This is a genomic window from Streptomyces sp. AC550_RSS872, assembly GCF_019049285.1.
Taxonomy (GTDB): domain Bacteria; phylum Actinomycetota; class Actinomycetes; order Streptomycetales; family Streptomycetaceae; genus Streptomyces.
Map to the genome: position 1 here is coordinate 103075 of NZ_JAGMUL010000120.1, position 13444 is coordinate 116518.

Here is a 13444-nt window from a genome sequence, read left to right on the forward strand (position 1 = left end):
GGTCATCCCGCGGACTTGATAATGGACTCGAGGTCCTTCTGGAGGCCGGTCAGCGCCTTCTTGGCGCTCTCCTTGCCAAGCCAGAAGTTGGCGAGCCCGGAGTCGATGGCCGACGTCATCTCGTTCCACTCGGGGATGAACGGCGCGCGGAAGATGAAGTCGCTGGACTCGGCGAACGCGCCCATGTTGACGTCGGTCTTCATCCACGCAGGCTTGAGGAACGCGTCGCTCTGCTGCACCGCGAGACTGGCCGGTACGTCCTCGCCGTCATCGATGATCTGCCGCTGCGCCGCGTCCGAGGTGAGGAAGTCGATCGCCTTGAAGGCGTTGTCGCGCTGCTTGGAGGTACGGGAGATGGCGAGGCCGCTGCCGAACGCGGACACGGCCTGCTTCTTGCCGCGCCAGATCGGCGCGATGTCCCACGCGAACTTGGCGTCCGTCAGACCGGCGGTGACCCAGAAGCCGTTGGCGTGCGTGGCGCACTTCTGCATCGGGAAGGCCTGGTCGCCGCCGACCTCGGAGCCCATGTCGGCGTAGTCCGCCTTGCTCGGCGCCACCTTGTGCTTGAAGACCAGGTCACCGGCCCACTGCAACGCCTCGACGACCTCGTCGCTGTCGACGGCGGGGCGGCCGTTGGCGTCGATGATGGTGCCGCCGTTCTGGTACGCGAGGCTCCACCACTGCGGGAACCACTCGGCGCCGGTGTATCCCCACTGCTTGCCGGGGACGGTGAGTTCCTTGAAGGCGTCGAGCGCGTCGTCCCAGGTCCACTGGGCGGTGGGCGCCTCGATGCCCTTCTTCTCGAACAGGTCCTTGTTGTAGTACACGGTGATCGCGCCGGAGCGGTCCGGGATCGCGTACAGCTTGTCCTCGTACGTGTAGATGGAGCCGACCGGACCGAACCTCTTCCCGGTGTCGAGGCCGGCCTTCTTGGCGAGGTCGTCGAGGGGCAGGAGCTGGTTCTTGCTGGAGTAGGTGTTGACGCTCTCGGCGACCTGCATGATGTCCGGGCCGCTGCCGCCCGCGATCATCGTCTGCACCTTCTGGGCGTACGCGTCGCTGGGTATCAGCTGGAGCTTGACCTTCAGCTCCGGGTACTTCTTCACCAGCAGGTCGATGCGCTTCTGGTACGTCTTGCGGTCGGCGTCACCGCCCCAGACGGTCATGACGAGCGGCCCGCTCGAACTCCCGCTCCCCGAACCGCAGGCAGTGAGTGTCACGACCCCGGCCGCGACGGAGAGCCCGAGGAACCCTCGGCGCGACATCTGGACCTTGTCAACTGGCATGGCACGACTCCTCGATGAAAAGGCGAACACACAGGGAACAGCCCTCGGGAGCCCGGGCCCGGCTTCGAGTGACGGTTAAATTAACCCTCGTCAAATCTCGCTACAAGCCCTTGATTCCCACGAGTTTCAACCTGCACGACTCGCACACGAGGGAGAGCGGACCGCGCTCGACGCCCGCCGGGGCCCGTCGCCGGAGGTCAGCCCTGGTCCAGGAACCGCCGCAGCCGGGTCAGTGGCCAGGTGTTGATCACGTCGTCCTTGGTGAGCCAGCCGCGCTGTGCCGTGCCGACGCCGTAGCGCAGGTTGGCCAGGTGGACGACGGCGTGGGCGTCGCTGTCGACGGCGAACTTCACGCCGTGCCGCCGGGCCCGCAGGATGTCCTCGTCGCGCAGGTCGAGCCGGTCGGGATGGGAGTTGATCTCCAGGGCCGTGCCGGTGCGGGCGCAGGCGGCGAAGACGGCGTCGAGGTCGACGTCGATGCCGGGGCGCTTGCCCAGGAGGCGGGTGGTGGGGTGGCCGATGACGTGGACGTACGGGTTCTCGCAGGCCCGGACGATGCGCCGGGTCAGCGCCGCGCGCTCCTGGTTGAAGTGCGAGTGCACCGAGGCCACACACAGGTCGAAGCCGGCGAGGAACTCGGGCGGCCAGTCCACGTCGCCTTCGGGCCCGATGTTCAGCTCGGCGCCGTGCAGCAGCCGCATGCCGCCGCGCCGGCCCCGCCTGCCGTACTCCCCGTCGAGCTCGCGGACGCGTGCGCGCTGGGCCAGGATCCGTTCGTCGGTCATGCGCTGCATGGCCATGTCGGGGCCGTGGTCGGTGACCGCGTAGTAGGCGTAGCCGCGCTCGGCGGCCGCGGCGACCATCTCCTCCAGCGGGGCGAGCCCGTCGGTGAGGTCGGTGTGGGTGTGCAGGTCGCCCCGGATGTCCTGCTCCTGGATCAGCTCGGGCAGCTCGCCGCGCAGCCCGGCCTCGATCTCGCCCCGGTCCTCGCGCAGGGTGGGCGGGATCCACGGCAGGCCCAGGCGCGCGTACACCTCCTCCTCGGTCTCGGAGACGATCTTCTTGCCGGTCTCCGTGTCGAAGAGCCCGTACTCGGAGAGCTTGAGCTTCTGGTGGACGGCCATCTCCCGGGTGCGGATGTTGTGCGCCTTCGAGCCGGTGAAGTACTGCATCGCCGCGCCCCAGGAGTCCGGCGGTACGACCCGCAGGTCGACCTGAAGGCCCTTGTCGGTGCGGACCGACGTCTTCTTCTCGCCGTGCGCGATGACCTCCGAGACGTACGGCAGCTCGGTGAAGGCCCGCATGACCGGCTCCGGGTTCTTCGCCGCGACGAGGATGTCGATGTCGCCGATGGTCTCGCGGACGCGGCGCAGCGAGCCGGCGTAGGAGCAGCGCTTGCAGCCGGTGACCTGCGACATCTCGGCGACGATGTCCTCGGCGAGGCTCATGGCGACGTCGATGAGGACCCGGTCGCCGGAGGACTGGAGCAGACCGATGCCGCGCAGGATGTTCTCCTCCGTCTTCGGCCCGAAGCCCTTCAGGTCGCGCAGCCGCTCCTCGTGGATGGCGTCCGCCAGTTCCTCGGTCGTGGAGATGCCCAGCTCCTCGTAGATGACCAGGGCCTTTTTCGGGCCGAGCGTGGGGATCGCCGTCAGCTGCCGGACACCGGCGGGGATCTTCGCCCGCAGTTCCTCGACGGCGGACACCTTGCCGGTGGTGAAGTACTCGATGATCTTCTGGGCGGTCGACTTGCCGACATTGGGGATCTCCTGGAGCCCCTTGACGTCGAGCGTGGACACGTCGGCGTGATGGCCACCGATCGACCGGGCGGCCTTCTCGTAGGTACGCGTCCGGAACGCGTCTCCTCCGGTGATGGAGATCAGATCCGCGTACTCCTGGAACAGCGCGGCGACCTCGTCGTTGGACCGTGCCACGGTTTCAGGGTAGGCGGGGGAGGTGGGTGCCGCGATGTGCCGTCGACCGTCTGCGGGATTCATGTGGCTGGTCGCGCCCACCCGGCGGAGCCGCAATCGTTTCAGCCCCTCGCCCCTTCAGGGGCGCGGCCGAACCGTTCTCCATTTCGCCAGGTCGGTGGGTGGGCCGGCGTTGCCCCTTCCTTCGTCAGGGCGTCCGCGATCCTGCGGGCCACCAACGGGTCGGCGGGCAGAGTGTGGGACGCGAACCAGCGGGCCGCCTCGGGTGCGGGGGACGGTTCCGTGAACTCGGCGCCCGCGTAGTCGTCGAGCGGTGGGTCGTAGACGTAGCCGGCGACCACGCCGTGGTCGACGAGGCGTTCGAGGAGCGCGTCGCGGTTGCCGACCAGGAGCGGTACCCGGAAGAGGGAGGGCGGGCCGTCGCCCGTGCGATCACGCAGGGCCGGGGTGGCCCAAGTGGTGCCGGACAGAAGCGACACACCGGCCCTGCGGCGGGCGAGGTCGCCGTCGAGCAGGGCCATCCGCAGCTCCAACTGCCCCCGGACCAGGCTTCCGTGGCGGGTGCGGAAGCCGTGCAGGTCGACCCGTACCCAGGGCTCGTACGCCGCCAGGCTCGGGGCGTGGCGGGCGCTGCCGGCGAGACGGGGTGCGTGCAGGGCCATACGGAAGTCGTCGCGTTCCAGGAGCCGTAGGCGCTGCATGGTGCGCCACACGGGACGGACCAGGTGGAGCGTGCGCACGGCTGAGCGGGCCAGCGGGCGCAGTGTGGTGGACAGGTCCTCGCGCAGGCGACGCGGGGTCAGCAGGTCGTCGCGCAGGAGCTCCAGCTCACGGCGGGTGCGCGCGTCCTCGACGGCCAGGAAGCCGCCGGCCATGGCCGCCACGTGCTTGGACAGGCTGAACGCCGCCGCCGTCCCGAAGGTCCCGATGGGCTGCCCGTCCACATGCGCGCCGATGGCGTGCGCCGCGTCCTCGAACAGGGGTATCCCCAACTCGTCGCAGCGGCGGCGCAGTTCGACGACGCGGTCCGGCATGCCGTACAGGTTCGTGGTCAGGACGGCGTCCACGTTGCGCCAGGTGGACTCCGGTACGGCGGCCGGGTCGATGTTGCCGTCCCATGGGGACACGGGGGCCTGGACGGGGCGCAGGCCCGCCGCGAGGACGACGAAGAGGATCACGTCGTCGTTCACCGGGGACATCAGGACCCGTGCGCCGGGCCGGCACCAGCGGCGCAGCGCCAGGTACAGGGCCAGTCGGGCCGAGGGCGTGTAGACGCATTCGCGTCCGATGCGCCGTGTCATCATCGCGGCGAGCCGCGATCCGTACGGCATGGTCACCTCTTCCGTGGAAGGGTCCGACGAGGGGCCGCCCGGAGGCGGGCGGTGCGTGCTCGCGCGCGTCGATCCGGGCCGCCGCGCGGGGTGAGGGGACCGCGGGGGGCGTGAACGCACGACACGGGCGTGTGCGAAGGGCAGCGGGGACGGACGGGCACGGGCCCGCTCAGTGGGTGCGTGCTCCCGCTTCGCGCGAGTGGGCCAGTCCCGAGGTGCGCAGGGTGCCAACGGTCTTCAGCAGCCGGTCGGCGGGCTCGCGCAGTCGGGGGTGGGCCAGGACGGTGTTTCTCAGGCCGCGCACCGGTCTGCGCCACAGCCGGTGCGCCGCCGCCACCGGGTGCGGGCGGATCGCGAATCCCTCGGCCACCCGCAGCTCACGGGTCTTGAGCCAGTCCTTGTACTCCTTCTCGCCGCGCCCCATGTCCATCAGTGTCACGCCGTCCCGGCCGGCGGCGTCGGCCAGCCGTAAGTGCATCATCAGTCCGGGCGAGTAGTAGCCGAACTCGGGGTCGTACGCGGTGAACCAGGCCGCGAAGACCGTCCGCGACCTCGGCCCGAAGTGCGCGGCGACCGGCCGGTCACCGGCGTACACCACGGACAGGACGCCGGTGAAGTGCTCCTCACGGACCTGGAACAGGTGGTCCACCAGGTCGACGATCCACGGCTTGGAGAACCGGTCCATCCGCCCCGTCCTGCGGTACTGGGCGGACTTCCACCGCATGAGCGTGCGCAGCATGCGCGGATCGCGCTCGTCGTACACGAACCGCACCTCGCCCACGTCACGGCCCAGGCGGCGCTCCTTCTTCAGCGTCGTCTTGGCCTGCCCCGGGTAGGTGGCGCGCAGCCACTCGGCGTAGCTTCCCTCGCCGGGCTTCAGATCGAGCACGGGAGAGGCGAACGTCCCCGTGACGTAGGGGCCGAAGGGCTTCTGTTCCTCGACGAGGTGGTCGAACTCGAACACGGACAGCCCGCAGGCGCGCAGGAGTTCCCGGGTGTCCCAGCTGACGCCGGGCCGGTGCACCAGGGCCTGGCAGTCGGAGAGACCGAGGCCGATGGCCCGGCCGACGCCGAGCGGGCCCCGCTCGTAAGGGAGGAAGCCGACGGCCTCCCCGTTCTCGTGCAGGACCGCCACCTGCGCACCGCGGCGGCGTCTGCCGACTCCGATCGCGAACTCCGGCGCCAGGAAGGGGTTGGCGTAGTCCGGCGACTCGTCCATGGCCCGGTACCACGCCCGGCGCAGCGACTCGTCCAGCTCTTCGGGTCTGTGAATCGTGATGGCGTGCGTGGATCGCATGGCGACCGCTCCCCCCAAAAAATCCCCCAGGAGACGCTTCTTGGGCGCCTCGCCACCGTTTCCCCCATGTCGAACTTTGTGGCGAGCTCAAACGTCGCGAAACAGCACGCACCCTGTCAAGGTGGATGATGAATCCTTTAGCTGTGCTTGGTGACGCGCGCTCTTGGACCGGTCAGCGGATCGCGACGAGGACGTGACTGTCGCCGTACTGCCAGACGGCACCGACGTGCCTGAATCCCGCCTGCCGCAGGAGCCGTTCGTGCGCGGACACGGACAGGCAGGGCGCGCCGCCGGTTCCGGCGCTCGTGCCGGTGACGGCCGCCTGCCGCCGTCGGCGCTCCGCGAGCAGGTCGGTCAGCTCCGGGTCGTGTGCGACCGCCGCCCACCAGGAGGCCCAGTCCTCGTGCGCCAGGGCCTGTCCGCGTTCGGCGTGACGGCGGCCGACGCATTCGGCGAGTCCGGCGAGCGCGCAGTCGTCGTGCGGGAAGTGGTCACCGTTGACGAGGACGCCCCCGGGTCGCAGGAGGCCCGCGAGCTGCCGGTAGGTGCGGTGCAGGGCGTCCGGGTCCAGGTAGTGCAGTGCCGTCGTCGACACCGCGGCGTCCAACGGGCGGTCGAGGCCGAGGGCACGGGTCCAGTCCTCCGCGCCGATCACGACGTCGACGTAGCGCGCCGCGTCCGCGTGGTGGGTGCGGGCCAGCTCCAGCAGCAGCGGGTCCATGTCCACGGCCACGATGTCGGCGTACGGCATCCGGCGGGCGAGCCGGGCCGCGAGGGAGCCGGGACCGCAGCCGAGGTCGACGACCGACGGTCGGCCCGGGACGCCCGCCACGGACTGTTCCACCACATCCGCGATCACCGTGAAGCGCTCTTCGCGGTCGACGGCGTACCGCTGCTGCTGGCGCTCCCAGCGCTCCACCCATCGCTCCGCCGTCGCCAGGCTCAGCCCCATCCCGTCGTGCACCTCGCCGTTCCGCACCTGTCCGCACCGTCTGCGTCAGACCCTACAGGTGGAAACGGTTCCCATTCCCTCTAATGGCGGTACGTCACCCGAGCGTGGCGAGGACGTCCAGCAGTCGGTCGATCTCCTCGGCGGTGTTGTGGACGTGCAGGCTCACCCGCACCGAGCCGGTCCGCTCCCCCGCGCCGCCCTGGCAGTGGTGGTCCGAGCGGACCATGAAGCCGTGGCTGAAGAGGATGAAGCCGAGGTCTGCGGAGTCGATGGCGTGGTGGCGGAGGGTGACGATGCCCTGGCGCCGTTGCACGGACGAATCGGCGGCCAGGCTCTTCTGGCAGCCGAGGATCTCGTACGCGTCGAGGTGGCGCAGGCCCTCGGTGAGCCGGGCGGCCAAGGCGACCGTCCACCGCTCGATCCGGTCCGTACCGGCGGTGTCCAGCCAGTCCAGGGCCGCGGTGAGGGAGGCGATGCCGACGGTGTTGGGGGTGCCGGACCAGCCGCCAGGCGTGAAGTGCGGTCCGCGTGACTGGCGGGCCCAGACGGCTCCGGTGCCGGGCAGGGCCATGGCCTTGTGGCCGGAGAAGACCACGAAGTCGACGTCCGGATCGGCGACGGACACGGGCAGATGGCCCACGCTCTGGGCGGCGTCCAGACAGATGACCGCGTCCGGGCCGACGGCCTGGCGGATGCGATGGACGTTCATGTTGCCGCCGTACACGTGGTGGACATGGCTGACGGCGACCAGGCGGGTGCGGGGGCCCGCGAGATCCGCGAGCGCGGTGTGGTCGTAGTCACCGGACGACCGCTGGTACGGCATCGGCCGTACGCGGATGTGGACGCCCTGCGCCGCCAGGTGCCGTTGGGTCTCCAGCCAGGGCGCGATGTTGGCCTCGTGGTCGGCGACCGGCACGACGATCTCGTCGCCGTCGGCGAGGAGCCCGGGCAGCCAGTCGCGGGCGACCGTGCGCAGACCGTCGGTGGTGCCGCTCGTGAAGTGGACGGTCGAACGGTCGGGAGCGGGGTCGCCGAGGAACCGCTTCACCCGGTCGCGGGCCTGCTCGACGAGGTCCGTGGTCCGGTTGGCCCAGGGGTAGGTGCCGCGGCCGGCGTTGGCGTTGGTGGTGGTGAGATAGGTGTGGACGGTGTCGAGCACGGCCTGCGGTTTCTGGGCGGTGGCGGCGCTGTCCAGATAGGCCAGTTCCGGGTGTGCGGTGATGATCGGGAACTGGGCGCGCAGGGCGCGCTGCCACTCCCCCAACTCCTTGATGACGGCCGCCCCTTGGGTGTCGGTACTCGGTGTGGTCATGGGCGTCAGTCCCGTACGAGGGGTGCGCCGGCGTCGCGCCAGGCGATGATGCCGCCGGTCAGGCTGCGGACGTCCGGGTGCCCCATCCGGGTCAGCAGGGCGGCGTGCCGGGCGGACTTCTCGCCGACCGGGCAGGCCAGCAGGACGGGGCGGTTGCGACTGAACGGCAGTCCGCCGTGGAGGAGTTCCTCGAAGAGCTCGTCGACGATGTTGACCGAACCGTCGATGTGCAGCGCGGCGTAGGCGTGGGGGCTGCGCAGGTCGACGACGAGCGGTGCTCCGGTGGCGATCCACGCCTGGGCGTCGGCGACGCCGATGGCCGGTGCCGTACGGATCTCGGCGGGCGTCAGGTCGGCCGGGGAGTTCCTGCGGCGCGGGCGGCCGAAGAGGTCGGGGCGCCGCTGACGGACGTAGCTCAGATAGCTCTCGACGCGGTCGCAGACGATGAAGACCGCCGACTGCCGCGCCGTCAACTCCTCGTCAGCAGCGCGTAGTTGGCGCACGGCACCGAAGAAGGCCGCCCCTCCCGTGGGGCCGGCGAGTATGCCGCAGCGGCGGTTGAGGGTCAGCATCCCCTCGATCGCCTCGTCCGCGGTGACCGCGTCGATGGTGTCGTAGGTGCCGGGGTCGAACAGGCCCACCTCGTGCGCCTCGTCGATGGTTCGGATGCCGGGGATGAAGTCGGACTTGGCCGCGACCAGGCCGGTGACCCGTACGGCGGGGTCGTGTTCGCGCAGGGCGCGGGCGACGCCGGTGGAGGAGCCGGCGGTGCCGACGCAGGCTATGAACCAGTCGGGGGCGCGGCCGTCCAGGTCCTTGACGATCTCCGGGCCGGTGCCGGTGAAGTGGGCTTCGGTGTTGCGGGGGTTGAAGTACTGGTCGGTGTGCAGATACGTGCTGTCGGGCTCGGAGAGGGTGCGGTGGAACAGGGTGAGCGGGTCGTCGGTGGCGGTCGGGTCCAGGCACTCGCTCTGGCCGGGCAGTTCCTCGATCTCCGCGCCGAGCAACAGCAGCAGGTCCTTGATCTCCGGGATGCGCATCCGGTTGGTGACGCTCTTGAAGGTCAGGCCGTGCATGCCCGCGAGGACGGCGAGGGCCTTGGCGGTGTTGCCGCTGGACAGCTCGACGACCTGGCCGCCCTCCTCGGCCGCGGCGGCCAGATGAGGACGCGCCATGTTCCAGGCGGCCCGGTCCTTGACCGATCCGAAGGGGTTGAGCAGCTCCAGCTTGGCGTACAGGTCGATGTTTCTCAGGCCGTGCACGGCCGGGTCGATGCGCACCAGCGGTGTGTTGCCGATGGCCTCGGTGATGCTGTCGTACCTCACTGCGCTCCCCCCACGGGTGTGGTCGGCCAGTACTGGTCGTCCAGGCACCAGCGCCAGGTGTCGCCCTCCTGCCAGGCGGCGACCTTGCGCGCGGCGGGCTGGTGCTGGGCACGGGTGGCGTGGAAGTCCATGCAGTATCCGGCCGTGTTGGCGAAGGCCAGCAGGTCGCCCGGTGCGGGGCGGCGGGGCAGGAAGACCGTGCGGCGTGTGATCAGGTCGGACTCCAGACAGCGGCTGCCGAAGAGATGGACGGCGACCGGGCCTGTGCCTGCGTCTACGCTTGCGCCTGCGGAGTCCCGGGGTACGACGACGGGGTCCATGAACACCCCGTGCTCCTCCAGCGCCACGTCGTCGGCCTTGGCCGCGAGCCGTACGGCGAGCGGGCCGCCGGTCTCCTGGTCGCGGACCTCCAGCACCTTCGCCAGGGTCAGTCCGCACTGGTCGAGCAGTGCTCGGCCCGGTTCGGTGTGCAGGTCGTAGAGATGCTCCAGGAGCAGCGTGGCCAGGGGGCGGCCGTCCAGGGAGGCGGCCGGGTGTGCGAGCAGTTCGTCGAGGTAGCGGGCTCCGGCGACCGGGCGGTGAGCCGGGTACACGCCCAGGGTTCCGCGCAGGGTGCCGGCCTCGCTGCGCAGTCCGTAGCCGTGGCCACCGTAGGTCATCGGCGGGCGGGTGCCCAGTACGGCTTCGGTGAGCTCGGTCGTGTACCGCTCCCACTGTCCGCCGTCGGCCAGGTAGTTGACGCCGAACCCGCCGCCGATGTCCACGGCCCGGGGCCTGAGCCCTCGGCTGCGGCACTCCTCCAGCACCCGCAGACAGCCTTCCAGCGCCGTCGCCTTCTCGGCGAGGCTCGTCGTGTCCAGGTGGTAAGCCACACCCACGGGCTCGACCACGTCGGCGTGCCGTTCGACGGCCTCCAGCAGGGGATCCAACTCCCCCACTGCGGTTCCGAATCGGCTGCGTCGGCTCAGCACTCGCACACCGGACGCCTCGAAGCCCGACAGTCGCAGCAGGACTCGGGTCCTCGGCAGCGCGTGTTTGCGTACCAGCGTGGCGAGTTGGTCCAGTTCGCCTCGCGTGTCGAGGCTGACGGTGACGGATGTGCGGGCCGCCAGCCACAGGAACTCCTGGTTCTTCGGGCCGGTGGCGGTGATCCGGTCAGGGGTGAAGCCGGCGCCGAGGGCGTGTTGCAGTTCCCCCAGCGAGGCGACGTCCACGCCGGCGTCCGTGGCGGCGAGCCGCCGCAGCAGGGCGCTGGACCGGTTGGCCTTGTGGGCGAAGAACACCTGGCCGGACAGGTGATGCTTGCCGTACACGGCGCGGAACTTCAGGAGGTTGTCGGCGAGTTGGTCCGGCACGACCAGGTTCAGCGGAGACCCGAGTCCGTCGGTGAGCGTGTGCAGCAGGGCCGGTGAGTCCAGCAATGTGCGCAGCCGGGATTCCAGCCGCGGTTCGAGATACAAGGGCTCCCCGCCCATGCACGGACCCTCCCAGCGCTTCGGGCCCGACGTCCGGGCACTGACGACCACTCCCCGCGGTTTGCCGTATAGCTCCTTTCCCTTCCTACGGGTGGTTTACGCCCCGTACCTGCGCTCCTGGGCGGTACGTCAGCGGGCGGGCCGGAACTCACCGGCGCCGAAAGCCTCGGCCGCCCCGAGAGACACCGGTTCGCGCCCTTCTGCTCAACTGCCTTCTCTCGTAACGTCATTGCCGCTTGAGATGACCATGACGATGGAAGGGACTTCATGGGCAGAGGTCTGCTGTCTCTGGTTCTGGCGGCGGTGACCGGCGCCGCGTTGCTCGCGGCACCGGCGGCGGCCGCACCGACCCCGCCGACCGGGTCGTCCGCGCCGCCAGGCCCGTCCGATGTCTACCGGCCGGTCCGTGGACCGGCCGCGCCCGCGGAGTACCGCTACCTCCAGAAGACCCTGCCGGGCGAGTCGATTCCGCGTCACGCGCACGACCTCGCCGCCGCGCAGGCCCGCGAACTGCCCACCGTCGGTGGGCGCTGGAAGAGCGTCGGCCCTACCAACATCGGCGGGCGGATCGTCTCCCTCGCCCTCGACCCCAAGCGCGCCGACACCCTGTACGCCGCGGCCGCGAGCGGCGGGCTGTGGCGCAGCACCGACGCCGGGACGACCTTCCACTCGGTGTGGCCCGACAGTTGGACGCAGGCCATGGGCGCGGTGGCCACCGCCCCGGACGGCACCCTTTACGTGGGCACCGGTGAGCCGAATCCGGGTGGCGGGAGCATCACCTACGAGGGGACCGGGCTGTACCGGAGCCGGGACGGCGGCCGGACCTGGAAGCCGCTCGGCCTGCGCGACTCGGGCGCGATCAGCGCCATCACCGTCGACCCCGCCAACCCCCGCCGCATCTACGTCGCAGCGGCCGGCTCCCTCTACAGCGGCGGTGGAGACAGGGGTGTCTACCGCTCGGAGGACGGCGGCGCCACGTGGGAGCGGATCCTCGCCGGCGCGGGCGAGTTCACCGGCGCCACCGAGATCGTCGTCGACGGCGACCGGCTGTACGCCGTGCTGTGGGACCATCGCCGAACACCCGAACTGCGGACGTACGGCGGGGTCGGCTCGGGCGTCTTCCGCAGCACGGACGACGGCGCGACCTGGCAGCGGCTCGGCGGTGGGCTGCCCGCCGCGGGCCCGGACGTGGGGCGCATCGGCCTGGCGGTCGCGGGCGAGCGGCTCTATGCGATCGTCAACAAGGCGAGCGGCCCCTTCGAGGGCTTCTACGCCTCCTCCGACGGCGGCGGCAGCTGGACCCGCACCCCTGCCAACGAGGACATGACGGGCTCCCAGTCCAGCTTCGGCTGGTGGTTCGGCAAGGTGTGGATCGACCCCCGGGACAGCGCGCACGTCCATGTGGCCGGCGTCCCCCTGATGACCACGAAGGACGGCGGCGCCACCTGGACGGCCGACGACACCAGCATGCACGTCGACCAGCACGCCATGGTGTGGGACCCGCGTCGTCCGGGCCGCGTCTACCTCGGTAACGACGGCGGCGTCTACCGCTCCGACTCGGGCGGCGACGGCGGCTGGGTGAAGTCGCGCCACCAGCCGTACACCCAGCTCTACAGCGCGGCGATCAGCCCGCAGGACGTCACCCGGATCTCGGGCGGCGCCCAGGACAACGGCTCGCTGCGCTCCTGGGGCGGGGAGGGGTTCAACGAGTACCTCGGCGGCGACGGCGAGGAGAACCTGATCAACCCGACCGACGTGAACAACGTCTTCGCCTGCTACCAGTACGGCAACTGCTTCAGCTCCACCGACGGCGGCGACACGCTCACGTACTTCGCGGACCGGACGACGTACCAGCGGCGCAACTGGTTCACACCCGTGGTCTTCGACCCGCGCGACCCGAAGATCCTCTACTACGGCTCCGAGGTGCTCAACCGCTCCACGGACGGCGGCGCGACCTGGCAGCCGATCAGCCCCGACCTGAGCGGCGGGCCGGGTCCCGACCCCATCTACACCAACTACGGCACGATCACCTCGATCGCCCCGGCGAGCGACGGGCGCACCGTCTACGCCGGCACGGACGACGGCCGCGTCTGGGTCACCCGGGACCTCGGGGCGACCTGGACGAAGCTGGCCGAAGGGCTGCCCTGGGTGACCCGGGTGGTCGTCGACCCGAAGAACCCCGACCGCGTCTGGACCACCCACTCCGGCTACCGTTCGGGCTCCCCGCTGGCCCACGTGTACGGCAGCACGGACGGCGGCCGGCACTGGCGGAACCTGTCGGGCAACCTCCCGGCGGCACCGGTCAACGACCTGGTCGTCGCCCGCGGCGGCGTCCTCCATATCGGCACCGACCAGGGTGTGTTCACCAGTGTCACGGGCGGCGGCCACTGGCTGCGCCTCGGCCGCGGCATGCCGCAGGTGCCCGTCGACGACATCGAGTACGACGCGGGTCACCATCGCCTGGTGGCCGCGACCTTCGGCAGGGGCTTCTACGAGCTGACCACTCCCTGACCACCACCAGGTACGCGATTG

The 13444-nt window shown here is 70.6% G+C and carries 9 protein-coding genes; 1 reads left to right on the forward strand and 8 read right to left on the reverse strand.

Going from position 1 to position 13444, the window contains the following annotated elements:
- Window positions 1–2 precede the first annotated feature (2 nt).
- The 8 genes from KUM44_RS33445 to KUM44_RS33480 form a co-directional block, all read right to left on the reverse strand.
- On the reverse strand, window positions 3–1286 hold the full coding sequence (locus tag KUM44_RS33445) for a sugar ABC transporter substrate-binding protein (RefSeq protein ID WP_217213508.1): 1284 nt from the start codon (window positions 1284–1286) through the stop codon (window positions 3–5).
- A 197-nt stretch (window positions 1287–1483) separates the two neighbouring features.
- The gene (gene polX, locus KUM44_RS33450; protein ID WP_217213509.1) at window positions 1484–3220 is read right to left on the reverse strand and encodes a DNA polymerase/3'-5' exonuclease PolX; all 1737 of its coding nucleotides are present in this window, start codon (window positions 3218–3220) and stop codon (window positions 1484–1486) included.
- Window positions 3221–3321: 101 nt separating this feature from the next.
- On the reverse strand, window positions 3322–4551 hold the full coding sequence (locus tag KUM44_RS33455; RefSeq protein ID WP_217213510.1) for a DegT/DnrJ/EryC1/StrS family aminotransferase: 1230 nt from the start codon (window positions 4549–4551) through the stop codon (window positions 3322–3324).
- Between the two features lie 169 nt (window positions 4552–4720).
- The gene (locus tag KUM44_RS33460; RefSeq protein ID WP_217213511.1) at window positions 4721–5848 is read right to left on the reverse strand and encodes a GNAT family N-acetyltransferase; all 1128 of its coding nucleotides are present in this window, start codon (window positions 5846–5848) and stop codon (window positions 4721–4723) included.
- Between the two features lie 172 nt (window positions 5849–6020).
- Window positions 6021–6800, reverse strand: a complete 780-nt coding sequence (locus KUM44_RS33465; protein ID WP_217213651.1) for a class I SAM-dependent methyltransferase — start codon at window positions 6798–6800, stop codon at window positions 6021–6023.
- Window positions 6801–6894: 94 nt separating this feature from the next.
- On the reverse strand, window positions 6895–8112 hold the full coding sequence (locus tag KUM44_RS33470; protein ID WP_217213512.1) for an aminotransferase class V-fold PLP-dependent enzyme: 1218 nt from the start codon (window positions 8110–8112) through the stop codon (window positions 6895–6897).
- Between the two features lie 5 nt (window positions 8113–8117).
- Entirely contained in the window at window positions 8118–9437 is a 1320-nt protein-coding gene (locus KUM44_RS33475) for a pyridoxal-phosphate dependent enzyme (RefSeq protein ID WP_217213513.1), read from the reverse strand.
- Window positions 9434–10912, reverse strand: a complete 1479-nt coding sequence (locus KUM44_RS33480; RefSeq protein WP_217213514.1) for a Y4yA family PLP-dependent enzyme — start codon at window positions 10910–10912, stop codon at window positions 9434–9436. The genes KUM44_RS33475 and KUM44_RS33480 overlap by 4 nt, the downstream gene beginning before the upstream one ends.
- A 267-nt stretch (window positions 10913–11179) precedes the next feature.
- Between KUM44_RS33480 and KUM44_RS33485 the strand changes: the two genes are divergently transcribed.
- Window positions 11180–13423 carry a sialidase family protein gene (locus KUM44_RS33485; RefSeq protein ID WP_217213515.1) on the forward strand — a complete coding sequence of 748 codons (2244 nt, stop codon included), beginning with the start codon at window positions 11180–11182 and terminating at the stop codon, window positions 13421–13423.
- Window positions 13424–13444 lie beyond the last annotated feature (21 nt).